Below are 24786 nucleotides of genomic sequence, written 5' to 3'. Positions count from 1 at the left end.
AAAATTGAGGCGGAATCACGCGACCCGCCACGGCAGCGTGCCGGACGGCAGGCGCCGCCCCAACAGGTCGGCGGCGATCACCATCACGGCCACCAGCGCCAGCGCCATGACCGACAGGGCCGCGGCATCGGTGGAGTTCCCCTCATATTGCATCGAGAAGATCATCACCCCGATCGTCTCGTTCCCCGCCGACCACAGCAGCGCCGACAGCGTCACCTCGTTGATCGCGGTCATGAAGATCACCAGCGCCCCGGCGCTCGCCGCTGGCAGGGCAACGGGGGCCGCGATCCGCAGCATCCGCCGCAGCGGGCCGACGCCGTGAATGCGCGCGGCCTCGTCCAGCGCGGGGTCGGTTGCGGACAGCGCCGCCTCGACCGGGCGCAGGGCCAGCGGCAGGAAGCGGCCGAGATAGGGCACCAGCAGGATCAGCGCGGTGCCGTAGATTGACACGCCGAGGACCGGCAGCGGCGGCAGATAGACGAGGATCATCGCCAGCGCCAGCACGGTCCCCGGCACGACATAGGCGGCATCCGCCAGCCAGCTCAGCCCCCGCGCCGCACGGTTCCGCGCGGTCAGCGCCATCCACGCCAGCGGGATCGCGACGGCGGCCGAGATCACCCCGGCAGCAGCGGCGAGCGAGAAGGAGTTGACGAAGGCGCGGTGCACGGCCGGGTTGGCGAGCGCGTCCGCGAAGTTGCGCAGGCTGGCGGTCTCCGGCCCGAACGGCACCCCCAGCGCCGGCACCAGAGCGGTCGTGACCAGTGCCGCGATGGGCAGGATCGACAGCCAGATCAGCGCGAGCCAGGCCAGCGCCAGCAGCGCCCAGCCCCAGCGGCCCGGCGCAAAACCCGCAAAGGGCCGCCCTGCCCCCACGGGAACCGAAGTCAGCCGCAGCACCACCTGCCGCAGCGCCAGCGCGGCGGCGGCCAGAAGCACCAGCACCAGCGCCATCGCCGCCACCCGCCCGATCACCTGCGGGCCGAAGCCATTGAGCCGCTGATAGATCAGCGTCGTCAGCACCGGGAACCGCCCCGGAATCCCCAGCAGCGCCGGCACGCCGAAATTGCCCACGGCGGCGGCGAAGGCCAGCACCGCCCCGGCGGCGGCGGCGGGCAGCGTCAGCGGCAGGATCACCCGTGCCGCGATCCGCCGCGCCCCCGCGCCAGAAATCCGCGCTGCCTCGACCAGATCCAGCGGCACCGTCGCCAGCCGCGCCCGGACGGCGATGAAGACCAGCGGCATATGCTCGATCCCCATCAGCCAGGCGACGCCCGCGCCGGAATAGAGCGGGTTGGGCCGCCCCGGCGCAGGCGCGATCCCCAGCAGGTTCAGCACCGCCGAGCCGCTGCCCAGCAGCTCGATCCACGCCAGCGCCATGATCTGCGACGGGATCAGCAGCGGCGAGAGGGCGAGGAAGCTCATCACCGCGCGACCCGGCAGGCGCACCAGCCCCGTGACCAGCGCCAGCGCGACGCCGAGCACGGTGGACACCACCACCGAACCGGCGGACGAGGCCAGCGTATTCCAGAACGCCCGCCGGAACGCCCGCCCCTCGACCGTCTCGCGCAGCAGCCCCAGCGGCTCACCCGTCTCGCCGGGGCCGAGCGCCTCGGCGAACAGCCGCAGCAGCGGCCAGAGGCCGGTCGCCAGCACATAGACGGCAAGAAGGGCGACGATCAGCAGATCGCCGCCCCGAAGCCCCATAAGGGACATGCGGTCAGCCGCCGAAGAGGTCAGCGAACTGCTCCTTGTTGGCCTGATCGTCCGCCATCAGCTGCGCGGCGTCCAGCGGCAGGATGGTGAGCGCGTCGAGCGCCGGATAGCCTTCCGGCGCGGCGACGCCCTCGATGACGGGGAAATAGCCCTGCTCCACCGACTGCTCCTGCGCGGTCCGCGACAGCTGCCAGTCCACAAAGGCCTTGGCGGCTTCCTCGTTGTCGGTCCCCTTCAGGATCGCAACCGGCTGGGTGATCGAGCTGACGCCCTGCTCGGGCCACACGAACCCGACCGGCGATCCGTCCCTGGCGGCGTTCATCGCCATATATTCGATGATGATGCCGTAAGCCTTCTCGCCGCGCGCCACGGCCTCGATCACGGTGCCGTTGCCCTGACCGGCGACGGCGCCCGCGTCGGCCAGCGCCTCGTACCAGTCCCAGCCGAAGGCGGGCTGCTGGACCATCGTGCCGACGTGGATCACCGCCGCGCCGGAATAGAGCGGGCTCGGCATGATGAGCGAGCCGGCCACGTCCTCGGCCGTCAGGTCGTCCCACGAGGCGGGGGCGGTCTCGACCAGGTTGGTGTTGTACACGATGCCGGTGGTGATGAGCTTGGTGCCGAAGAAGGTCCTGTCGGGGTCGATCACCGAGTCAGGGATGCTTTCGGTCGGGGCATCGGCGTAGGCCAGCAGGCGGTCGTCCTGCTTGAGCTGGGTCATCGCCACCGCGTCGGCGATCAGCAGCACGTCGGCGGGGGTCGAACCGGCGGCGAACTCTGCCTGCAGCTTCGACATCAGCTCGGTCGTGCCGGTGCGGAAGACTTCCACCTGAACGTCCGGGTGATCCTCGTTGAAGGCCGCGACGACGGTCGCCATCTGCTCCTGCGGCTGCGAGGTATAGACGGTGATCTGCCCCGACGGCGCGGCAAGCCCGAGGCCGGGAACGGAGAACAGGGTCGCGGCGATCGCGGCGGTGCGGAGAGGCTTCATCTATCGATTCCTTTCGTCGGATTGCCGCGCTTCTAGCCTGCTGGCGTGAAGAAATCGTGACAGTTCCATGTCGCTTCTTCCTGCGCCCAGCGGACGACCTGCCCGTTGACGAGCCGTGCATGCGGGGCGTCGGTCAGGACCGCGTGGATCTCGCGGTCGGTGCCGGAATGGGCGACGATCAGCGTCGGCACTGACAGGTCCAGCCCGCGGAACGCCGCCCGGATGCGGGCGCGGAAATCGCCTGGGGATTCGCCGCCCGGCGGCGTCTCGTCCCGGCGCAGGGTGGCGCGGGGCATCCCTTCCCACGCGCCCCAGTTGCGTTCCGACAGGCCCTCGACCACCAGCACCGGCACGCCGAGCGCGCGCGAGACCACATGCGCCGTCTGCCGCGCGCGGGCGAGCGGCGAGGCGATGATCCGCGCGACCCCTGCCCCTGTCAGCCGCTGCCCCGCCGCCCGCGCCTGCGTCAGCCCCGCCGCGTCCAGCGGCAGGTCGGTATGGCCGCAGATGACGTCGCCGGCATTCGCATGGGTCTGGCCGTGCCGCATGAACAGGAACGATTCTACCATTCCAGCGCCCCGTCCTGTGTCCAGCGGGAGCCGGGAAAGGCGGCCTCCACCTCGGCCCGCCTGCGGGGCGGCGCGAAGGCGGCGAGCGCAACCTCGGGCTGCGCCTGCGCGAGCATGGCGGACAGCGTCTCGCGATCCGGGTGGACGTTCCAACGCAGATGCCGGGCGCGGCCCTCTGCTACCCACCCCGCCGAGGGCGCCTCCTGCGCCAGATGGCCGGTGAAGACGATCTGCACCCCTTCGCGAAGCGCACGCGGACCGAGGGTCCGGCTCAGCCCGCTGCCGCAATTCGCCCCCGCGGCGATCATCACGCCGGAAAGCGTGCTGCCTGCCGCCAGCGGCTCGGCGGTCTGCAGCAGCCGCTGCAATGGGTCCGCCGCGTCCGGCAGCAGCCAGTCCGACCGCTCCAGCAGCGCCCGTGCCACCTCGCGGATGCGCGGGCACATCCGCACCGCGTGCCCAGCCGCAGCACAGGCGAGCGCCAGGTCCAGCCCCCTGCCCGCCGGCGGCGCCGGCAGAAGGCACGGCCCCTGCCCGATCGCGGCCAGCAGCGCCTGGCGCTGCGCGTCCAGCCCCTGCGGCTCGATCCCGTAGGAGCAGTCCAGCACGGCGGCCCGCGCCTTCGGCAGGGGCGCCGCCGGAAACACCTGCGAGCCGCTCGCGAGGTCGCCGGAATAGAGCAGCCCCGCCGCGCCGCCGATCCGCATCCACACGCCGCCGGGCGCATGGCCGGAAGGGCCGGATTCGATCTGGATTCCGAGAATCTCGCCCTGCGCGGGCAGGTCACGGGCGCCGGACAGCCGCGCATCGGTCCCGAGCGCACGCACGGGCTCCGTCGCGTGGATCGGCGGATCACCCAGCCCGGCAAGCATGTCCAGCGCGCCGACATGATCGGCGTGGCCGTGCGAGATCAGCACCGCATCCACCCTTCCGATCCCGCCGAGGTCGGGCCGGCGGCCCGCATCGGGTCCTTCGCCGAGGTCCAGCAACAGGCGGCGACCGCCGATTTCCAGAAGGAAGCACGCCGGGCCCTTGGCGTCGAAGCCGCTCAGCGCCCGCAGCCTCATGCGGCGGCGACGGGGTGACGGGCGTCCCGCACGGCAGGAGAAGGGCGCGTGACGTCAGACGAACTCGCGGCTTCGCGCGGCAGCAGCCATCCGCCACGGATGGCGACGCCGATCGGCTCGCCGACAGCAGCCGGCCGGTCGAGCCGCAGCAAGATCGCACCGGCGTCCGGCAGATCGTCCAGCAGAACCTCGGCGACGTGATAGCCGTCCTCGAACCGGGTGCTGCTGACCCGCGCGGGCAGGCCCGCCGGGTCCGCGGCAAGGTCGCGCGCATGAAGGCAGAGCCAGGCGGGGCCGCGCTCGGCCTTTCCCGGCAGCGCCAGTTCCACCCGGCCGATGCGGACGCGGGAAAGCCCGCCCGCCTCGCCCGTCACCTCGACCGGCAGCGTCCGGCCCTGCCCGATGAACCGCGCGACCATCGGGGTCAGCGGCCGGTCGAACAACTCGGCGGGCGAGCCGATCTGCTCCAGCCGGCCGCCATCCATCACGCCGACGGTATCGGCAACCGCCATCGCCTCGTTCTGGTCGTGGGTCACGAAGACCATCGTGCAGCCGGTCGAGCCGTGGATGCGCCGGAACTCGGCCAGCATCGACTGGCGCAGATGCGCGTCGAGATTGGCCAGCGGCTCGTCCAGCAGCAGGATGCGCGGGCGGGCGGCAAGGCTGCGGGCAAGCGCGACGCGCTGGCGCTGGCCGCCGGAAAGCTCATGCGGCCTGCGGGCGGCGAGATGGTCCAGCCCCACCATGTGCAGCGCCTCTGCCACGCGGCGCTCGCGCTCGGCCCGCGGCATCCGGTAGAGGCCGAAGCCGACATTCCCCGCCACCGTCATATGCGGCCAGAGGGCGTAGGACTGGAAGACCATGCCGAGCCGCCGCGCCTCGGGCGGGGTGAAGCGCGAGGGACCGGCGACCTCGTCGCCGCCGAGCCAGATCTGCCCGGCATCCGGGCGCTCCAGCCCCGCGATCAGCCGCAGGAGCGTGGTCTTGCCGCAGCCGGATGGCCCGAGCAGCGCGACGAAGCGGCCCGATCCGAACCGGGCGCTGAGGTCGTCCACAGCGCGGGTCGCGCCGAAGCGGCGGGTGATCTGGTGAAAGCGGATGTCGGTCATGCGGGCGTCTCTACAACGGAAGTGTGACACTGGGCTGACAGCGGGGGAAGGGCAAGCAGGTCCTGATGGCGTGGCCCCGGCTGCCATGCGTAGGTTGCGGCGGGTGCCACGCCGCAGCGGGGGTTTCGCACCCCCGCGCCCCCGCGGGATATTTGGGCACCAAAGACGGGACCAAGTCGGGATAGGTTTTCGCCTGGGACCACGACGCCGGGCGCGACGAAAAACCCGAGCCGATAGTTGACAATTACGCTAGGAATATGGATTCCAGCCAGACCCGGAGCCGACCGGGGCGAGCGACCTGCCCGATTGTCCAGCAAGGCGAGATACATGAACCAGCCCAACCCCCGCTTCCACGCATTGCGCCGGTCGCTTCGCTTCGTTGCCCCTGCTGCTTTCGGCCTTGCCGTTCTCGTGGGAACGGGCGGCCCCGCGCCGGCGCAGGACAGTCCAGAGCCTGCCGCGGCGGTTGAATCGAACCTGCCCGCCGTGGACGCGGGCCAGCCACCATCGTCTCCGGCGCCTGCCGCCGGGTCTGAACCGGCGCCGGCATCTGCGGCGCCGGTCCCTGACGCCGGTGCTTCCAGCGCAGCACCTGCCCAGCCCGGCCCGCTGCCGATTCCGGCCGAGACGCTGCCGCATGATCTTTCGCCCATGGGCATGTATCGGCAGGCGGATGCCGTGGTGAAATCGGTCATGCTGGGGCTGATCTTCGCCTCGGTCGTCACCTGGACCATTCTGGTCGTGAAGCTGATCGAGTTCGCCGCCAGCATGTCGGGCATCGGCCGGGGCGCAGCGCGGATCGAGGCGGCCGAGAGCCTGCGCAGCGCGCTGGTCCGTGCGGACGGGCGCGGCCCCGATGCCCGGATGCTGCGGGCCGCGGCGCGCGAGCTGAACCGCTCGGGGCCCGAGTTGTCCGCGCAGGGCGTGCAGGAGCGGGTCAGTTCGAAGCTGTCGCAGATCCAGGCCCGCGCGGCGCGGCAGATGAACCGGGGAACCGGGGTGCTGGCGACGATCGGCTCCACCGCGCCGTTCGTGGGGCTGTTCGGGACCGTCTGGGGGATCATGAACAGCTTCATCGGCATTTCCGAGGCGCAGACGACCAACCTCGCCGTGGTCGCCCCCGGCATCGCCGAGGCGCTGCTGGCGACCGCGCTCGGTCTCGTCGCGGCGATCCCTGCGGTGGTGATCTACAACGTCTTCGCCCGCGCCTCGGGCGGCTATCGCCTGCGGCTGGGCGAGGCCGCTTCGGGGGTCGAGCGGCTGGTGTCCCGCGATCTGGACCGGCGCGCGGCCGGCATGGTGGTCTGACATGGCGGGCGGCATCCGAGGCGGCGACGACGACGATCTCGCCGAGAACCACGAGATCAACGTCACCCCCTTCATCGACGTGATGCTGGTGCTGCTTATCATCTTCATGGTGGCGGCGCCGCTGGCGACGGTGGACGTGAACGTGGACCTGCCGGTATCGAACGCGCCGTCCTCCGGGCGACCCGACACGCCGCTGTGGCTGACGGTCGGGGCCGATGGCGGGCTGTCGCTGGGGAACGATCCGGTTGCGGCCGACGCTCTGCGGGGGGCGCTGGATGCGGCGACGGGGGGCGATCCCGAAGCCCGCATCTTCCTGCGCGCCGATCAGTCGGTCGCCTATGGCGAGTTGATGGGGGTGATGAACCGGCTGCGCGACGCGGGTTATCTGAAGATCGCGCTGGTGGGGCTGGACCGCGTGAGCGCGCCGCCCGTTGCGATCGATGCGGCGCCGGGAATGGCGCCGGCAGCGGCGGGCCAATGAGCGGCGGCGGCATCGGCCGGGCGGCGCTCTGGACCTCGGTGGGGGTTCTCGTCGCATCGGCGCATATCACGGCGGGGATGTGGGCGATGCGGCGGGAGGGCCCGACTCTCGCGGCGGCCCCTGACGCGATCATGATCGAACTCGCCCCCGTTCCTGCGCCCGCCCCGGATGCGACCGAAGCGCCGCTGCAGCCGGCGACATCCGATATGGCGACCGCCGAGGAGCCGGCGGAAGAGGTGGAGCCGGAACCCGAGCCTGTGCCTGAGCCGGAGCCCGAGCCTGAACCTGAGCCGGAACCCCTTCCCGAGCCTCTGCCGGAACCCGATCCCCTGCCGGAGCCTCCGCCGGAGCCGGTTGTGGAGCCGCTCCCCGAGCCCGAGCCGGTGCCGGACTTCGTGCCGCCGCCCGTGGTGCCGCTGCCGCCGCCGGATTTCGCCAGCCTCGCCCCGGCCATCGTGCCGCCGCCGCCGCGAAAGCCCGAGCGGCTGGTCCGGCAGGGGCCGGAGCCGCGCGAGCAGCCGCCGGAGGAGCCCCGCCAGCGGGAGCAGCCCCGTCAGGCCGAGCGGCGCGAGCCGCAACCGCCCCGCGAGGAGCCCCGGCAGGAGCGCCGCTCGGGCGGGGCGCCTGCGGCCGCGGCCAGCACGCAGAACCAGCCGGCGCGGGGCGCGAGTCCGCAGGCCGTCGCCAACTGGCAGAGCCAGATCCAGAGCCGCGTCGCCTCGCATATGCGCCGCGCCCGCATTACCGGCGGGCGGGGAACGCTGCGGGCGACGGTGCAGCTGTCGGTTTCGCCGAACGGCAGCGCCTCGGGCGCGCTGGCGGCGGGGACGGGCGATCCCCGGATCGATTCGGCGCTCGCGCGGCAGGCCGCGCGGATGCCCAGCCTGCCCGCGCCGCCGGACGGCCGCGCGAAGTCGCTGACGGTGCCGATCGCGGTCGAGGTGAGGTGACGGCTGGCGACCATGGGACGGGCCTCGTCCCCCGCCTGCCGCACGGCCCCTGCTAGCCTATCCCGGCGCCGGCCGGTGCCTGTAGGGCAAGGACCGGCAAAGCAGGGCAGGATTCACTTGCATGGATGTACAAGCGAAGTCCCGGACGAGCGCCGCACAACGTGTCTCGTGAGACGGACAACGACACGCAAGCCGCATCCCGGTCGGGCTGCAACAGAGACGCCGGATCGGAAGCCCGCGACCTCTGCCCGCCGCCGGAAGCCTACGCCCGCGTCGCCGCTTCGATCTTCGCGCCGGGGAAGCCGGACACCAGCGCCTGCAGCCGCGCCTCGTCGGGCGTCAGGCAGCCGGCCGTGGAAAGCGCATCGGCGAGGGCGGCAGTCTGGGCCGAGATCGTGATCTCGCGCCAGGTCGCCGGTGTGGGCCGCCCCGTGGCGGGATCCATGATGTGGCCGTCGGTTCCTGCCTGATCGAACGTGGTTCCCAGCGGGGCCGAGGTCGCCAGCGCGCGGTCCTGCAGCGCGACGCGGCCCCCCGCCTCCAGCTTCACCTGCCAGGCGCCGCCGCCCGGCTGGCCACCGAGCGCGCGAAGTTCGCCGGTGTCGATCAGCACCTCACTCAACCCCTCGGCCTTCAGCAGCGCGGCCACGCGGTCGGCCACATAGCCCTGCCCGATGCCGTTCAGGGTCAGCGCCATGCCGGGGCGCAGGGTGATGCGGGTGCTGTCCATCCGCACGCCTTCCCAACCGGTGCGGGCCAGCGCGCCGCGGATCGCGGCATCGTCGGGGCGCCCTCCGGCCACCGCCGCCTCGGCCCACAGCGACCAGAGCGGCTGCACCGTCGGATCGAACCGGCCGCCGCTTTCGCGATGGACGGCCCCGGCGAGCGACAGGCATTCCAGCAACTCGAATGGCGGCGCGGTCAGTTCTCCGTCGCGGTTCAGTCGCGCGAGGGCGCTGTCGGGGCGGTAGAGGCTGAGGATGCCCTCCAGCCGGTCGATCTCGGACAGGACGCGGGCGGCGATGGCGTCGCCATCGGGATGGGCGATGCGGATCGACACCTGCGCGCCAAGCGCCTGCCCGGCGCGCAGGCGCGGGGTCGGCGCCGGAGCGGCGCGGCCCATCTGCGGCAGCGCGGCGACGGCGGCGGAAATCGCGATGAAGCGGCGGCGTGTCAGCATGGCTTACCCCTCTGCCTGGCGCGACAGGGCGCGCAGGCGATCCTCGAAATCGTCGGCGGCCGGACCATCCGCCCCGTCGCCGGCCTCGCCGGTCATCTCGACCGGGGCCAGCACCATATCGTCGGTGATCTCGTCCAGCGTCAGCACCCGGCCGCCGTCGGCGCTGGCGAATGCCTCCGCCTCGGGGCGGGTGCCGAAGGGCACGGTTTCCGGCGCGCCCATGCCGCCCTCGCGGGCCGAGCCGACGACGTAGAACGCGCCCTCGGCGTCGATCCAGTTCCCCTCGCCCGGCACGTCCCATGTCGCGGCATCGGCGCCCATGTCGTTGACGTAGATGGCGAGGATCGGGGCGATCTGTTCCGGCGCGCGGGCGAAGGCGATGGCGTCGCGGACCTGGCTGAAGAACAGCGGCGAGCCGGGCACCGCCTCAAGATGGACCTGCGCCTTGGGGCCGGGATGCTCCACCAGGTTCATCTGGCAGAAATGGCCGAGCGTCTGCGCCGATATCTCGACCGGCGAGATGTCCTGCGCCATCTCCTCCTTGCAGCCGGCGAGGCCGAGCATCAGGGCGGCCGCGACGGTCAGTCTCAGGGCGGTCATGGCGTCACCTTGCGGAATGCGGCCCAGGCCAGCGCCAGCGCCAGCAGCGGCCAGAGCGCGACGGAGGTCAGCGACTGCCACAGCGGGATCGACCCGGCGGCCCCGCCGACGCCGCCGGCCGCAGCCGCGGCTTCCGAGGCGGTCAGGTTGAACAGGCGGAAGGCGTCGGCGGGGTTCGCCAGCAGCGCCACAGGCAGGAACTCGGTCGTGAACTGCCCGCCCCCGTCCGAGACGATCATCGCCAGCAGCCCGAGGTCATACAGCACCACCAGTCCCAGCCACAGCCCGATCGCCAGCCCCGCCGCACCGGACGGGCGGCGCGACAGCGAGGACAGCGCATAGCCCGCACCAAGGAAAGTCGCGCCCAGCAGGGCCGAGCTCCACAGCAGGCGCCACAGCGCGGGCAGCCCCTCCATCGCGGACGAATCGAACAGGAACGCGGCCAGCGCCGCCGCGCCGTAGCCGAGCGCGACCGCCAGCGTCAGCACCCCCAGATGCGCGACCAGCTTGCCCAGCAGGATCTGCAGGCGCGAGACGGGATAGGTCAGCAGCAGGGGCAACGTCCCCCGCTCGGTCTCGCCGGCGATTGCGTCGAAGCTCATCAGCAGCGCCAGCAGCGGGACCAGATAGACGGCGAGCGAAGTCAGCGAGGCGACGGTGATCGACAGGCGGTCCACGCCCACGTCGCCGGTCGGCGCGGCCCCGGCGGCGGCCAGCACCAGCGAGAACAGCAGCATCAGCAGTGTGGCGATCAGCACCCAGCGGTTGCGCAGGGCGATGCGGTATTCGGTGGCGGCGGTGGCGAGAACGGGCGCGATCATTGGCCGTCCCTCCGGCTGAAATGGCTGTAGATGTCTTCGAGGCTGGGCGGGATCACGTCGAGATCGGCAACCCGCCCGCCGAGCGCGGAGATGCGGGCCAGCAGCGCCAGCTTTTCTGATTGCTGGCAGGTCAGGTGCAGCAGGCCGTCATTGCCGATGCCGGCTTCAGGGATCGCCTCGGCCAGCGCGCGGGTCTGGCCGGGGGCCGGGGTGACGTGCATCGCCACGGGCAGCGCCGCCTCGTGCCGCAGTTCGGGCAGCGTGCCCTGCGCGACCAGCCGCCCGCCCGACAGGATCAGGATGCGGTCGGTCCGCGCCTCCACCTCGGTCAGCGCGTGCGAGGACAGCAGGATCGACGCGCCCTCGGCGGCCAGTTGGTCCAGCAGCGCATAGAAGTCCCGCCGGGAAACGGGATCGAGGCCCGAGGTCGGCTCGTCCAGCACCAGAAGCCGCGGCTTGCCGATCAGCGTCTGCGCCAGTCCGACGCGCTGGCGCATCCCCTTGGAATAGGTGCCGATCCGGCGTCTGGCAGCATGGCCGAGGCCGACCCGCTCCAGCAGCTCCAGCGCCTGTTTCGGGTCCTCGCCGCGCAGGGCGAGGTAGTGGCGGATCTGCTCCTGCCCGGTCAGCGCGGGGTGGAAGGCGGCGTTTTCCGGCAGATAGGCGACCTGCGCCCGCGCCCCGGCGGAGCCCGGCGCCTCGCCGCAGACCTCGATCGTGCCGCCGTCATAGGGGATCAGCCCGAGGATGATCTTCATCATCGTGGACTTGCCCGCGCCGTTGTGGCCCAGCAGCGCGACGCGCATTCCCGGCAGCAGCGTCAGCGACACGTCGTCCAGCGCCTGCACGGCCTGATAACGCTTGCTGAGACCCGCGATCCTCAGCGTCGCGCCGGCCTCGGGCGCGGTGTTCCGCGCCACGGCCACCGGGGCCGCGGCGGCCTGCCGCGCGCGGAAATGCTCAGTGGGTTGAGATATCGTCAGGGTCGAGGTCATCATAATTTCCTTTGGCCCAGCGTCCGGTGGCCTCTGCCTCGTAGGGCAGCACCTCGGGCGGGACGTCGATCGTCAGGGGGCGCATCAGCGGCGCCGAGTCGCGCACGCCTCCGGGCAGCGTGGCGGGAAAGCTCTGCTGGCTCCAGCGAACCAGTTGCACGGCGGGCGAGCCGGTCAGAAGCGCGGCGGCGGGCTGCGACCACAGGATCTGGTCCATCAGGTCGTTCGGGCGATAGGCGCTGTCCGCCACGCCGTCGCCGTTCAGGTCGAACGCGGGATGGTCGGACCAGAAGTTGCCGCGCCCCTCATGGCTCCATTCCATGTGGCGGGTGCCGACATATTTCACCTGCTCGCGGTTGCCGATGAAGGCGTTGTTGGTCAGCACGTTACGCTCGGACCCGGCGGTGAAGTGGATGCCGATGCCGCAGCCCTCGAAGCGGTTGTCGAACATCAGGTTCTTGTGGGCGTTATAGATGAACAGGCATTTCTTGGTACCGCCCCGGATCAGGTTGCCCGAGATGTCGCCGTTGTTGGAATAGTTCAGCATCAAACCGTGCTCGCGGTCGCCGAGACTGCGGTTGTTCAGGATCTTTGGCCGGTCCGAGAACATGATCGCGAAGCCCAGATGGTTCCCGATCGAGATGTTGCCCGACACCTCCGTGTTGCGGGTATACATGAAGTGCACGCCGAAGCGCAGGTCGCGGAAGACGTTGTCGCGGTAGAAGCTGTCGGCGCTCGCGTTGGAAAAGATGCCGTCGCGGCCGTAGCGGATCGAGTTGCCCTGCAGCAGCGTGCCGGGGCTGTTCCAGGCATAGATGCCGTTGCCGCGCTGGTTCATGTGCGGATGGCGGGTGCCGATGATCTCGTTCCCGATCACCTGCGAGTCGCGCCCGCCATGCACGTCGATGCCGTGCATGTTTTCGGTCAGCAGCAGCCCTTCGATCCGCGCCCGGTCGGCGCCTTTCAGGATCTTCACCCCGGCGTCGAGATCCTCGTTCTTGTGCCCCGATCCGGTGACGGCGAAGCCGCTCAGCGTCACGTCCGGCGCGTCGATGGTGATGACGGTGCCGTCGCCGCCGCCATCCACCACCGCGCCGCGCGGGCCGGTGATGGTCAGCGGCCGGTCGATGATGACGGGGCCCAGGTAGGCCCCGCCGGTCAGTTTCAGCACATCGCCCGGCGCGGCCGAGGCGATGGCCGCCGCCAGACTGCCCTGCCCCGGCGCGACGTCGCGCTCGGCCGCGGCGAGCGGCTGGGCGAAGGCGAGGCACAGAAGCAGGATCAGTCGGCGCATGGGTCAGGCCGCCTTCGGCTCGACGAACATGCGGCCGCGCATCTCCATGTGCAGCGCGTGGCAGAACCACTGGCAGTAATACCAGTAGACGCCGGGCTTTGCGGCAATAAAGGTCACCGACGTCGTCGCCCGCGGGGCGACCTCCATCGCGATGCCGTGGCCGCTCATGGTGAAGCCGTGGGTGAGGTCGTCGATCTCGTCGAGGTTGGTGACGACCACCGTGACCTCATCGCCCTCTGTCACCCGGAACTCCTCCAGCGAGAAGCTGGGCGCCACGCTGGACATGTAGACGCGGACCTTGTTGCCGTCGCGGATCACCGTGTCGGCCCATTCGTCGATATCGACGCCGTCCGCCTCGGCCTGGGCGCGGGTCTCGGCCCACATCGGGTCGTCGCGCTCCCACACCGACTTGATGATCGGCGCCATGATCGCCGGATCGACCGCGATCGCATCGTGGGGTTCGGCGAAATTGGGGCCGTCATGGACCAGCACCATCCGGTCGCCCGAGATGTCGATCAGCTGGTCGTTTTCCGGCTTCAGCGGGCCGACGTTCAGGAAGCGGTCCTTGGAGAACTTGGACAGGCACACCATCCAGTCGTTCCGCGCGTCCAGCGTCTCGCCCATCACCGTCTTCAGGTGGCCGGGCTGGTAGTGGACGTCGATCTTGTCCTTGATCGGATCGACCTCCTCGCCGTTATAGGCGCGGATCGCGTCCTCGATGTTCCACTTGGCGACCTGGCTGTCGAGGAACAGCGAGGTATAGGCGTTGCCGCGCCCGTCGAAGGCGGTGTGCAGCGGGCCGAGGCCGACTTCCGGCTCTGCCACCACGGCGCTGCGCGGGTCGGCATTCTCGGTGAACAGGGCGTCGAACCTGGTCACGTCCAGCACCGTCACGGTCGGCGACAGCTTGCCGGCGATGACGAGGTGCTTCCGGTCCGGCGCCATGTTGCAGCCATGCGGGTTGTTGGCGATGGGGATGTAGCGGGTGAAGTTGCTGTTCGCCTCTTTCCGCCCGTCCACGATCTTGCAGCCGTTCAGCTCCTGATATTCGCCCGCCTCGATGGCGCGCTCGATCTCGGCGATGTTGAAGACGACGACATGGTCCATTTCCGACTCGGTCATCTCGGCCAGGGTCATCCCCATCTCCGAGTTGTACGAGGTCGAGAACGCCCATTTTCCTTCGTAATCGGCATCGGTGTTGTCGAGGTTGCCCGACACCATGACCTGCCACGCGACCTGCATCTCGTCGGCGTTGACGGCCGTGAAGATGTTCACGTAGGTCGTCGGATCGTCCATCGTCGTGCCGTCGTTGACCAGCGGCGATTCTTCCTCGCCATTGGCGAACAGGTAGTTCGTGCGCGGGAACTTCTGCGGGCGGAAGCCGTGCATGGCCTTCGCGTTCGGGATTTCCAGGATCGCGTCGCATTTCATCACGTCGCAGCGGATCCGGGCGACGCGGTTGTTCGCCTTGTCCTGCGTGTAGAGGTAGCGGCCATCATAGCGCCCTTCGGTGAAGGACATGTGCAGGTGGTGAAGGTCGCCGTTGTCGTGGATCTTCTTGCCGTTGGCGGCGAGATAGGCCTTGGTATCCTCGGTCATCGTCCGCTGGTGGATGCGGATGGATTCGTTGGTCTGGCCCCAGCCGGTGGCCGAGCAGCGGTTGAACACCGGAATCCGCATCAGCTCGCGCATCGAGGGCACGCCGATGATCCGCGCCTCGCCGGACTGGCCCGAGGACCAGAAGCCGTAATAGCTGTCCAGCTGGCCGGGATCGACGGCGATGGAAGCGTGCCCGCCCGTCTGGGCCGCCGCACCCGTGGCGGTGGCGGCGGTGACGCCGGCCGCGCCCGCGCCGATCGCCGCCGGTCCCAGCGCCAGCCGGCCGCCGAACGCCCCTGCCGCCGCGGTGCCCGCGGAAGCGGCGAGCACGGCCCTCCGGCTCAGACCCTTCTTTTCTTTGGTTTCCATCACGGAACTCCCTTTGGTTAAGCGTTGCTGGTCCGGGCGGCATTCGGATGGCCGGCCGGAGGTTTGCCCAGGATCGGCGGCGTGCTGGCGGCCAGCGCGTCGCGCCGCTTGATCTTCTTGATGACGACCGGGCACTTGGTTTCCGAGCGATAGAGCACCTGGCAGTGCAGGCAGTCGATGCACTCGTTCGGGTTGATCTCGCCCGTGGGGTGGATCGACTGGACGGGGCATTCATTCGCGCAGGTCTGGCAGGGGTTCCCGCATTCCTTGTAGCGCTTGAGCCAGTCGAACATGCGGATCCGGGCCGGGATCGCCAGCGCCGCACCCAGCGGGCACATGTAGCGGCAGAAGAACCGCTCCACGAACAGGCCCGCGACCAGCAGCGCCACCGCATAGGCCACGAACGGCCAGGCGCGGACGAAGTTGAGGATGATCGCGGTCTTGAACGGCTCGACCTCGGCCAGACGCTCGGCCTGCTCGACCCCGGCCAGCGAGACGCCGAAGAGGCCGAGGAAGATGATGTATTTCACCGGCCACAGCCGCTCGTGCAGCGCCCACGGCACGGTCCATTGCGGGATGCCCAGCTTGCGGCCGATCTGGTTGGTCAGCTCCTGCAGCGCGCCGAAGGGGCACAGCCAGCCGCAATAGGCCCCGCGGCCCCAGAAGATCAGCGCCGCCGCGACCGCGAACCACAGGATGAAGACCAGCGGATCGAGCAGGAAGGCCTGCCAGCTGAACCCCGTCATCAGCGAGTTGAACAGCGCGAGGACGTTGAGGACGCTGAGCTGCGCCTGCGCATACCATCCCAGCCAGACCAGCGTCACCGTCAGGAACGCCATGCGGAAGATGTAGAAGTGCCGCTCGTTCCTGGTCACCTGGCCCATGAAGAAGAAGGCGCCGGTCAGGACCGCGAGCATCCCGATCAGGATGGCGATCTCCACCTGCTTCGCATCCCAGATGCGCTGCCACAGGGCGGCCTGACCCTGGGCCTCGGTGCGGTCGGCGACGGCCGCTGCGACCGGCGCGGCGGTGTCGGCGGGCGCGGCGGCCTCGGGCGGCGGGGCGGGCTGCTCGACCTGCGTCAGGTAGCGGTTGGGAACCTGATAGCCCAGATCGAACGCCTGATAGACGCGTTCCACCGGCCCCACCGCCCGCTGCACCAGAAGCTGGATGCGGAACGGCCTGGTCGGGTCGAAGCCGGAATCGGCGGGAATGCGGAACAGGTCGGTCTCGTTGTAGTCCGGCGCGTCCTCGGGGGCGATGCCGTTCAGCCGGACATGGTCGCGGTCGCGGAAGCGCACCGAGATGTCGTCCTGGATCAGCACGATCCGGTCGAAGATGCCGCCGCGCACATAGCCCGAGCCCTTGAAGCTGTAGAGCCCCTGCCCCATCACCGCGATGGCGTGCTGGCCCTCGCCAAGCTGCGCCTGAAGGTTGCGGAAGTCGCCCTCGTTCAGAAGCGCGCTGCCGATCTGCGGAACCGAGACCAGCGTGGCCGCCATGTCGATGAAAGTCGTCTCGGGCGGCTCGGCCAGCGGGCGCGTCGCGGCGCGGTCGTCGGGATGGGTCGCGAATGCCTCGTTGACCTCGCCCACGCTCAGCACCAGCCGGCGGACGGTGCCGTCGCCCTCCATCTCGGTCCAGCTCGTCGCGGGCTCGGCGTCGGGGTTCAGCACGAATTGCGGCCCGGCCTCGACGTCCGGCGCAAGGCCGCCCAGCCCCAGATCGCGCGCCACCCTCAGGCCCGAGCGGACGATGGAATCGTCGATCACCATCACCGTGACCGTCGCGCCGGAAATGATGTCCAGCTCGTGGGAGGTGCCGCCCGAGCGGGCCGCCGCGACGAGGTCCAGCCCGGCATAACCCTCGACCAGCGCCCGGACCTTCGCTTCGGGAATGCCGATCAGAACGATCGGTTCGGAGTGTTTCAGCAGACGGACGCTGACCACCTTGGCGTCGTTGTCCACGACGACCATCGAGTGGATCGGCTTGCCCGAATAGCCGGTCGTGCCCACGAAATCCGAGGTGACGAAGGCCCAGGCCACCGTCTCGCCCCCGTCCAGCACGGGCGCCACGGGCAGGTCCGGGCGGATCGCGCCGAAGCCGTCGGCGCCGGGCATCAGCTCGCTCGCCGTCTGCTGGGGCAGGAACTCCTCCAGCAGCGACTGGGCGGAGCCGGGGCCGGCGAAGGCGAGCGTGACGATCAGGCTGAGCAGGAGGCCAAGGATTTTCATGCGCGATCGTTCCCGGATGTGGTCCCCTGCCGGATCGCCGGGGGATGGTGATTGCTGCTTCCGCAAGCCGGAACCGTGGCGGCGTCCGGGACGGGCGTGGCTGAGCCGCCCCGAGCCAGCGGGCGGCGTTTGCAGGGCGGCCGCCCGGCTCCGCAGCCGGCGCGGCCATTGGAACGGGACGGGATCCGATTCGACCCGTTGAGGATGCCCGGACCCCGGATGGGGGTCAACGCGCGGAGGTTGTGATCCGCAAAAGCTTCACAGATATCACCGGCAACCGCTTCATTTCCTTGCGCGCACGCCTCGCCGACTTGCCGCCGCATTCCCCCGGCGATCCCCCCGACAGCCGCCGACATCATGGTCGTGCAGCTGCGGATCGGTTCGGGTCGGGCGGTCTTGATCATGGGTCGAGGTCTAGGCCGCGCTCGGCGGTCGTTCTTTGAGGCTGATCAAACAAGCCCGAAACATTCCGGGGGTTCCCGCCGGTCTGTTTGACCAACCGCAAAGACGGCCGCCCCGGCGCTCGGCAGCATCGGCAGGTCATTTCGTCGCACCCCAACCGTCGCAAGGCGCAACATGCCCGGAAAACACCTTGCCCGCTGGACCCTGAGCTGGTTCGCCAGCGCCCTGAGCTTCCTGCTGGCGGCGCTGGCGCTGGCCGTGCCGTTCGCCCCCGCGCCCGGCGCATGGCTGGAGGGGCGCGGCCTTGCCCTGGTGCATCTGCTCGCCCTCGGCTGGCTCAGCCAGATGATGATCGGCGCTTCGCTGCAATTCCTGCCGGTCCTGCTGGCCCGCCCGCTGCCGTGGCCTTGGCTGTCGCCGCTCAGCCTCGCCCTGACCGGCGTCGGGACGATCCTTCTGGCGCTCGGCTTTATCGGGCTGGAGGGGGGCGGCACGGGGCTGCTGGCCCTGGCGCCGCTGCCGCTGGGCGCCGGACTGGGGCTGTTCCTGCTGATGGCCGGCGGAACGCTGCTGCCTGCGGGCGGCTGGCGCGACGACGCCGGGCGGCCGGTGCTGCTGGCCCTTGCCGCGCTGATCCTGACCTTCGCCAGCGGCGGCGGGATGGCGCTGGCGGGAACCGGCGGCCCGGTGGCCATCTCGCCCGAGGCGCTGCCGTTTCATGTGGGGCTGGGCGTCGCGGGATGGCTCGGCCTGGCCACGGCGGGGGTCAGCTATCGGCTGTTCGCCATGTTCCTGATCGCGCCGGACGGCGGCGGCAGGCTGCGCCGGATCACCGCCGGGGCGGCGCTCTGCCTGACCGGGCTGCTGACGCTCGGCCTGGGCCTCGCCGGCCATTGGCCCGCGCCGGGATGGCTGCTTCCCGCCGCGATGATCTGCGCTTCGGTGACGGCGGGTCTTTATATCGCCGACATCGCGCAGGTCTGGCGCAGCCGCAGGCGCGCGCGGCCCGAGGTGAACATGCGGATGACCCGCCCTGCCCTCGCCTTCCTCGCGTTGGCGGCGCTGCTGGCGCCGGTCGCAGCCATCGACGGCCGGTTCGCCGAGGCGGCGGTCTTCGCAGCGCTGGTCGGCTGGCTTTCCGGGCTGACGCTGGCGCAGATGGTCAAGATCACCAGCTTCCTGACCTGGATTCAGGTCTTCTCGCCCCGGATCGGCAAGCAGAAACTGCCGCAGGTGCATGAGCTGGTGGACGATGCCGCCTGCCGCCGCTGGCTCGGCCTGTGGTTCGCCGGCGCGGCCCTTGGCACGGCGGCGCTTCTGGCCGAACATGCCCAGGGGCTGCGGCTCGCCTTCGCGGTGCTGCTCGTCGCGGCCCTCGGCATCGCCCGCGAGGTCCGGGCCATCCGCCGCCTTGCGCATCTTTCCTTTGCGGCGCGGCCGCCGGTCCTGCCGCCGCTCTTCCTTCCTCAACTGCGAATGGACCCGACATGAGCCAGCCGCCAACGCACGATCTCGACGTCCGCCCCCTGCTGGCCGCGGGCGAGCAGCCCTTCGACCGCATCCTGGAGACCGTCTCGGCCCTTCCCCCCGGCGCCGCCCTGCGGCTGATCGCCCCGTTCGAGCCCGCGCCCCTTTACAACGTGCTGGCGCGCAAGGGCTTCGATCACCGGACCAGCCAGCGCGGCGACGGCGACTGGGAGGTGCTGTTCACGCCCAAGGCGCACCCACCGCCAGAGGCGGGGCTCGCCCCCGGCAGCAACCCCGAAGCGATGTTCTGGCCCGAGCCGGCGCAATCGCTCGACCTGACCGGCCTTGCCCCGCCCGAGCCGATGGTCCGCATCCTCGGCGCGCTGGAGGAAATGGTCCCCGGTGCGGTGCTGTTCGCGCTGCTGGAACGCGAGCCGATGTTCCTGTTCCCCGAACTCTCGGCCCGCGGCCATGAATGGGCGGGCAACCACGCCGCCGACAGGGCCAGCTACCGCATCCTGATCCGGCGCGGGCACGGGGAATGACCGGCGATCCCCTGCGCCAGCCCGTCATCGACGCGCTGTCCGGGATCATCGACCCGGAAACCGGCCACGACCTCGTGGCGATGGGCCTGATCCGCAGCGTGGAGATCGAGGGCGCCCGCGCCCGCGTCACCATGACCACCACCATCCGCGGCTGCCCCATGGCCGAGATGCTGCGGCTGGGCGCCGAGGCCGCTGTCGCCTCGGTCCCCGGCATCACCGATGCCGAGGTGACGCTGGAATGGGAGCCGCCCTGGACCCCCGACCGGATCGGTGGCGGGGTGTGGGCCTAGGCGACCGCCTTCCCGGCGCGGGCAATCTGTTCCCGATAACGCTGCGCCGCTCTCGGGCCTTCGTTCGCCGGAAGCGCCCGTGTCGGTGCCCGTGTCGAACATGAGGCCGAGAGCCTTTCGCCGACAGCCCGCCGCACACGCCGTCGTTCCGAAGCCCGCCCTTCCAAGCGCAACTCCGATCTGTCATGCAGCGGCCTGCGGACACGAACGAGGGCGCCGGATGGCCATCGACATCTCCATCCTGCGGGATCTGCACCTGTTCCGGCAGCTGGAGCCGTCGGACCTGACCCGGCTGGTCCAGCGCGCCGCCACCCGGCGCGTTCCGGCGGGCGAGGCGGTGTTCGAGCAGGGCGCCCCGGCCCGCAGCTTCTACCTGCTGATTTCGGGGCGGTTGAAGGTGTCGCAGGTCACTGCCGACGGGCAGCAGGTCATGGTGCGCGTCGTCCATCCCGGCGATCTCTTCGGCTTCGCCCGCGCCCTCTCGCGCGAGGATTATCCGGGCACCGCGCGGGCGGCGGTGGAAAGCGTCGTCATCGGCTGGCCGATGACCGACTGGGACGCCGTGGTCGAGACCAACCCGCGTCTTGCCGTGAACGCCATGCAGACCATCGGCCAGCGCCTCGACGAGGCTCACACCCGCCTGCGCGAGATGTCCACCCAGGAGGTCGAGCGGCGCGTCGCCCATACCGTCCTGCGGCTGACCGAAAAGGCCGGGCGGGCCGAGGATGGCGGCACAAGGATCGACTTCCCGATCTCGCGCCAGGACATCGCCGAGATGACCGGCACCACGCTGCACACCGTCTCGCGCATCCTGTCGAGCTGGGAGGGGCAGGGCCACGTCAAGGGCGGACGCCAGCGGCTGACGGTCCTCGACGCCGAGGCGCTGCGGCAGATCGCGGACCCGGAAACCTGACCATTTTCCTTGCTGTTTGCGGTTGCGCAAACTGCAGCCCGGCTGGCAGGCTTAGTCATGGAGGGGCCGGCACGGGCGCCGGGCGTTGCACGAAAGAGGGTTTCCATGACCAGCACAGCCGAACAGATGCGGGCTTGGCAGGGCCCGGCGATCCTGTCCTTCGGGTTCCGTCCCTTCTTCCTCGGCGCGGCGGTCTGGGCGGCGCTGGCGATGGCGCTGTGGGTGCTGTCCCTGTCCGGCGCGCTGACCCTGCCGAGCGCGTTCGACCCGGTGACGTGGCACGCGCATGAGTTCCTGTTCGGCTATCTCGCCGCCGTCATCGCCGGATTCCTGCTGACGGCGGTTCCCAACTGGACCGGACGCCTGCCGATCCTCGGCTGGCCGCTGGGCGGGCTGTTCGCGCTGTGGGTGCTGGGGCGGATCGCGGTGCTGGTCTCGGCCGGACTTCCGCCGCTGCTGGTGGCGGTCGCGGATCTGGCGATGCCGGTGGCGCTCGCCGCCGTGCTGGGACGCGAGATCGTCGCCGGCAGGAACTGGCGCAACCTGATCGTGCTGGTGATGCTGGTGGTGTTCACGCTGGGCAACGCCGTCTTTCACTGGGAAGCCGCCCGCGACGGCTACGCGGCACAGGGTTTCGGCCTTCGGATCGGGCTTGGCGCGACGATGATGATGATCGGCGTGATCGGCGGGCGGATCATCCCGTCCTTCACCCGCAACTGGCTGGTGCGGCAGGGGCCGGGCCGCCTGCCTACTCCTCCGATGCAGCGTTTCGACAAGCTGTCGCTGCTGGCGCTGCTCGCCGCCCTGCTGCTGTGGGTCGCCGCGCCCGGCTGGGCGTTGACCGCGATCCTGCTGCTGGCCGCCGCCCTGCTGCACACCGTCCGCCTGTCCCGCTGGGCGGGTGAGCGGTCGCTGCCCGAACCGCTGCTGTGGGTGCTGCATCTGGGCTACGCCTTCGTCCCGCTGGGCGCGCTGGCGATGGCCGCCGAGATCCTGTGGCCGGGTATCCTGGGCGCGGCGGGCGGGCAGCATCTGTGGATGGCGGGGGCGATCGGGCTGATGACCATCGCCGTGATGACCCGCGCGACGCTGGGCCATACCGGGCAGCCGCTGACTGCGGGAAAAGGAACGGCGGCGATCTATCTCGCGCTGCTGACCGCCGTTCTGGCGCGCTTGGCGGCCGCCGTTTGGGTGGATCAGGCCCCGGCGCTTTACACGCTGGCGGGCATTGCATGGATCGGCGGTTATGCTGGCTATGCCGCGCTTTACGGCCCGCTGCTGATGCGCCAGCGCGCGAAACGCTGAGCGGGGGCGGCGCAACCCAGGCGGCCGGGCGGCGTTGAGAGCGATGCAGCCCGGCGGTCCGGTGACACGCACCGAACCGCCCCAGACGAGAGAGCCGCCGCCGGTGACGATCCAGAACATCCTCTACTGGGCTTTCGCGGCCTATCTCGTCGCCACGGGCATCTACATCATTTCCGAGAACCGGCAGCCCAGCAAAACCTTTTCCTGGATGCTGCTGTTCACCGCGCTGCCGGGCGTCGGCGTGCTGATCTATTTCCTGTTCGGCCGCGATCTGTCCTTCGGGCATAGCCGCACGCTGATGCAGCAGGACCTCGCCGGGCGGTTGGCGCCGCTGCTGGGCGGAATCGAGCCGCAGCATCAGGATGCGCTGCGGCGTATGGCGAACGACCCCGGCGCCTCGCGCGAACTGGCCGAGCTGGTCCGCAGCACGAGCCATTCGCCGGTGACGACGCGCAACAGCCTGCAGATCCTGCGCAACGCCGACGAGGCCTATCCGCCGCTGCTGCGCGACATGCGGCACGCGCGCCACTCGATCCACCTGCAGTTCTACAGCTGGAACGCGGACGAGCTGGGCGGGGAGCTCAAGCGCATCCTGCACCAGAAGGTCGCAGAGGGGGTCGAGGTCCGCATCCTCTACGACCCCATCGGCTCGCTGCTGATGCTCAAGCGGCGCTACATCCGCGAGATGCGGGCCGGCGGGGTGCGGATGGAGCCGTTTTCCAAACTGTGGCGGCTGCACACGATCAGCTACCGCAACCACCGCAAGATCGCGGTCTTCGACGGGCTGATCGGCCACACGGGCGGGTTGAACATCGGCGGTGAGCATATCGAGCCGCCAAAGGGGTTCGACCTGTGGCGCGACACGAACATCCGCGTCGTGGGCTCGGCCGCCTCGCTGCTGCAGGTGGTGTTCGCCATCGACTGGCACAACGCGACCGGCGAGGACCTGCTGACGCCGCAGTATTTCCCCCCGGCCCCTGCCGAGGAACCCGATCCCGCCCCGGAACAGCCCAGCGGGGTGATCGACAGCGAGGCCGGGGTGCCGGTGCAGATGTCGGTGTCGGGGCCGGATTCGGAATGGCGGGCGATCCGGCAGCTTTATTTCGCGCTCATCACCTCGGCCCGCAGCCATGTCTATCTGCAATCGCCGTTCTTCATCCTCGACGTCAGCATCGCCGAGGCGCTGAAAGCGGCGGCGCTGGCCGGGATCGACGTGCGGATCATGATCAGCGAGCGCGGCACCGGCCAATACATCCCCTACTGGGCCGCCCATACCTACATGGAGGATATCGCCGCGTCCGGCGCGCAGGTGCTGCTGTATCGCAGCGGCTATCTTCACGCCAAGATCCTCAGCATCGACGGCGAGATCGTCTCCATCGGCTCCGCCAACATCGACATCCGCAGCTTCTCGATCAATTACGAGCTGAACGCGGTGATCTATGACAGGGATGCCGCCGGACAGGTCGAGGCCGACTTCCACCGCGACATCGCCGACTGCGTGGAGTTCACGGTCGAAGGTTATCGCGCGAGGGGACGGCTGCTGCGCTTCCGCGATTCCGTCTGCCGGCTGCTCTCGCCCCTGATGTAGTCAGCGCCAGTCCAGCTCCACCGGCTGGCCGGGGCTGAGCGGCTGAAACCGCTCGGACGGCAGGCCCCGCGCGGCCAGCGCGCGGGCAAGCTCCTGCGGTGGGGCTTCCTGCGGCTCGTAGGTCATCTGGAACGTTCCCCAGTGATGACCGAAGGCGCGGGCAGCGCCAGTGTCCAGCATGATGCGGATCGCCTCGTCGGGATCGACATGCTGGTGCTGCATGAACCAGCGCGGCTCATAGGCGCCGATCGGCAGCAGCGCGACATCGGGCGGGCCGAACCGCTCGCGCACCTGCCGGAAGATGCTGCCGTCGCCATAGCCCGTGTCGCCGACGTGATAGAGAACGCCCCTTTCGCCAGTCAGGACAAGGGACGCCCACAGCGTCATCCGCCGGTCGGCAACCCCGCGCCCGGACCAGTGGAAGGAGGGCACCAGATGCACGACCAGCCGCTCGGTCAGCAGAGCGTGTTCGCCCCAGTCGTAAGTTTCCACGGGGATATGGGGGTCGCGGCGATGGATCACGGCGTCGTTGCCGAGCGGTGCGATGATGCGCGGATGAAAGCGGCGGAACAGCCGCTCGATGGCGGGCAGGTCCATGTGGTCGTAGTGGTTGTGGGTAATCAGGATCGCGTCGATGCGCGGCAGATCCTCGAAGGCGACGCCCGGCGGCTGGGCGCGTTTGGGCCCCGCATAGGGGACGGGACCCATCGTGTCGGCATAGACGGGGTCGATCAGCAGGTTGATCCCGTCCAGTTGCAGCAGGAAGCTCGCATGGCCGATCAGGCTGATCCGCAGATGGCGCGTCCGTTCCGGCGGGACGTCGCGCCGCTGCTCGGCGATCTGGACCGGCCAGAACTTCGTCGCCTTGACGGCGTTCATCCAGGCGATTTCCAGCAGGTTGTGGGTCGGCGGCTCCCACGGGGAATGGAAGCGCACCCCGTCGAAATGGTCGGACAGCGGGCCCTGATAGAACGGATTTCGCGCCATCGGGGCGCC

22 protein-coding genes are annotated in these 24786 nt (G+C 70.2%); 9 read left to right on the top strand and 13 right to left on the bottom strand.

The window, feature by feature from the left end; translation table 11 throughout:
• Positions 1–15: 15 nt before the first annotated feature.
• Genes KTN05_RS11000 through KTN05_RS10980 form a run of 5 tightly spaced genes read right to left on the bottom strand, consistent with a single transcriptional unit; the run spans position 16 to position 5449 of the window.
• Positions 16–1713 carry an iron ABC transporter permease gene (locus tag KTN05_RS11000; protein WP_217329452.1) on the bottom strand — a complete coding sequence of 566 codons (1698 nt, stop codon included), beginning with the start codon at positions 1711–1713 and terminating at the stop codon, positions 16–18.
• 4 nt (positions 1714–1717) lie between these two features.
• Positions 1718–2704: an ABC transporter substrate-binding protein gene (locus KTN05_RS10995; RefSeq protein WP_217329451.1), complete on the bottom strand. Its 987-nt coding sequence runs from the start codon at positions 2702–2704 to the stop codon at positions 1718–1720.
• A gap of 32 nt (positions 2705–2736) precedes the next feature.
• Positions 2737–3273: a histidine phosphatase family protein gene (locus KTN05_RS10990; protein WP_217329450.1), complete on the bottom strand. Its 537-nt coding sequence runs from the start codon at positions 3271–3273 to the stop codon at positions 2737–2739.
• Entirely contained in the window at positions 3267–4340 is a 1074-nt protein-coding gene (locus tag KTN05_RS10985) for an MBL fold metallo-hydrolase (protein WP_217329449.1), read from the bottom strand. The genes KTN05_RS10990 and KTN05_RS10985 overlap by 7 nt, the downstream gene beginning before the upstream one ends.
• Positions 4337–5449 carry an ABC transporter ATP-binding protein gene (locus KTN05_RS10980; RefSeq protein ID WP_217329448.1) on the bottom strand — a complete coding sequence of 371 codons (1113 nt, stop codon included), beginning with the start codon at positions 5447–5449 and terminating at the stop codon, positions 4337–4339. The genes KTN05_RS10985 and KTN05_RS10980 overlap by 4 nt, the downstream gene beginning before the upstream one ends.
• A 327-nt stretch (positions 5450–5776) precedes the next feature.
• Here KTN05_RS10980 and exbB point away from each other — a divergent pair, with 327 nt between their 5' ends.
• From exbB to KTN05_RS10965, 3 genes are read left to right on the top strand one after another with little or no spacing between them, the layout of a single operon-like run.
• Complete coding sequence (gene exbB, locus KTN05_RS10975; protein WP_217329447.1) at positions 5777–6757, top strand: tonB-system energizer ExbB; 981 nt, start codon at positions 5777–5779, stop codon at positions 6755–6757.
• Between the two features lies 1 nt (position 6758).
• Positions 6759–7238, top strand: coding sequence for a TonB system transport protein ExbD (exbD, locus tag KTN05_RS10970; protein ID WP_217329446.1), 480 nt, complete (start codon positions 6759–6761; stop codon positions 7236–7238).
• The gene (locus KTN05_RS10965; protein ID WP_217329445.1) at positions 7235–8188 is read left to right on the top strand and encodes a TonB C-terminal domain-containing protein; all 954 of its coding nucleotides are present in this window, start codon (positions 7235–7237) and stop codon (positions 8186–8188) included. The genes exbD and KTN05_RS10965 overlap by 4 nt, the downstream gene beginning before the upstream one ends.
• Before the next feature lie 262 nt (positions 8189–8450).
• Here KTN05_RS10965 and KTN05_RS10960 read toward each other — a convergent pair whose 3' ends face one another.
• From KTN05_RS10960 to KTN05_RS10930, 7 genes are all read right to left on the bottom strand, one after another.
• Positions 8451–9368 carry an FAD:protein FMN transferase gene (locus KTN05_RS10960; protein ID WP_217329444.1) on the bottom strand — a complete coding sequence of 306 codons (918 nt, stop codon included), beginning with the start codon at positions 9366–9368 and terminating at the stop codon, positions 8451–8453.
• 3 nt (positions 9369–9371) lie between these two features.
• Complete coding sequence (locus KTN05_RS10955; RefSeq protein WP_217329443.1) at positions 9372–9968, bottom strand: nitrous oxide reductase accessory protein NosL; 597 nt, start codon at positions 9966–9968, stop codon at positions 9372–9374.
• Positions 9965–10789 (bottom strand): ABC transporter permease, encoded by an 825-nt coding sequence (locus KTN05_RS10950; protein WP_217329442.1) that lies wholly within the window; start codon positions 10787–10789, stop codon positions 9965–9967. Before KTN05_RS10950 ends, KTN05_RS10955 begins: the two co-directional genes overlap by 4 nt.
• A complete protein-coding gene (locus tag KTN05_RS10945) occupies positions 10786–11595 on the bottom strand; it encodes an ABC transporter ATP-binding protein (protein ID WP_371823341.1) in 810 nt (269 codons plus the stop codon). Before KTN05_RS10945 ends, KTN05_RS10950 begins: the two co-directional genes overlap by 4 nt.
• Before the next feature lie 154 nt (positions 11596–11749).
• The gene (locus KTN05_RS10940; protein ID WP_217329440.1) at positions 11750–13078 is read right to left on the bottom strand and encodes a nitrous oxide reductase family maturation protein NosD; all 1329 of its coding nucleotides are present in this window, start codon (positions 13076–13078) and stop codon (positions 11750–11752) included.
• A gap of 3 nt (positions 13079–13081) precedes the next feature.
• A complete protein-coding gene (gene nosZ, locus KTN05_RS10935; RefSeq protein ID WP_217329439.1) occupies positions 13082–15046 on the bottom strand; it encodes a TAT-dependent nitrous-oxide reductase in 1965 nt (654 codons plus the stop codon).
• 17 nt (positions 15047–15063) lie between these two features.
• The gene (locus KTN05_RS10930) at positions 15064–17280 is read right to left on the bottom strand and encodes a NosR/NirI family protein (protein WP_217329438.1); all 2217 of its coding nucleotides are present in this window, start codon (positions 17278–17280) and stop codon (positions 15064–15066) included.
• 576 nt (positions 17281–17856) lie between these two features.
• Here KTN05_RS10930 and KTN05_RS10925 point away from each other — a divergent pair.
• The 6 genes from KTN05_RS10925 (at position 17857) to cls (ending at position 23790) form a co-directional block, all read left to right on the top strand.
• Complete coding sequence (locus KTN05_RS10925; protein ID WP_217329437.1) at positions 17857–19173, top strand: hypothetical protein; 1317 nt, start codon at positions 17857–17859, stop codon at positions 19171–19173.
• On the top strand, positions 19170–19694 hold the full coding sequence (locus KTN05_RS10920) for a DUF2249 domain-containing protein (protein WP_217329436.1): 525 nt from the start codon (positions 19170–19172) through the stop codon (positions 19692–19694). The genes KTN05_RS10925 and KTN05_RS10920 overlap by 4 nt, the downstream gene beginning before the upstream one ends.
• Complete coding sequence (locus KTN05_RS10915) at positions 19691–19984, top strand: metal-sulfur cluster assembly factor (RefSeq protein ID WP_217329435.1); 294 nt, start codon at positions 19691–19693, stop codon at positions 19982–19984. Before KTN05_RS10920 ends, KTN05_RS10915 begins: the two co-directional genes overlap by 4 nt.
• 220 nt (positions 19985–20204) lie before the next feature.
• Positions 20205–20897 (top strand): Crp/Fnr family transcriptional regulator, encoded by a 693-nt coding sequence (locus KTN05_RS10910; RefSeq protein WP_217329434.1) that lies wholly within the window; start codon positions 20205–20207, stop codon positions 20895–20897.
• Between the two features lie 105 nt (positions 20898–21002).
• Complete coding sequence (locus tag KTN05_RS10905) at positions 21003–22202, top strand: NnrS family protein (protein ID WP_217329433.1); 1200 nt, start codon at positions 21003–21005, stop codon at positions 22200–22202.
• Positions 22203–22263: 61 nt separating this feature from the next.
• Positions 22264–23790 (top strand): cardiolipin synthase, encoded by a 1527-nt coding sequence (gene cls / locus KTN05_RS10900; RefSeq protein ID WP_217329432.1) that lies wholly within the window; start codon positions 22264–22266, stop codon positions 23788–23790.
• On the opposite strand, the gene KTN05_RS10895 is transcribed toward cls, so the two are convergent.
• Positions 23791–24777, bottom strand: a complete 987-nt coding sequence (locus tag KTN05_RS10895; protein WP_217329431.1) for an MBL fold metallo-hydrolase — start codon at positions 24775–24777, stop codon at positions 23791–23793.
• Between the last annotated feature and the right edge of the window lie 9 nt (positions 24778–24786).

The organism is Paracoccus sp. Z118, assembly GCF_019061185.1.
Classification (GTDB): Bacteria; Pseudomonadota; Alphaproteobacteria; order Rhodobacterales; family Rhodobacteraceae; genus Paracoccus.
Note: the sequence above shows the minus strand (reverse complement) of the source record. Positions and strands in the feature narration are given on the sequence as shown.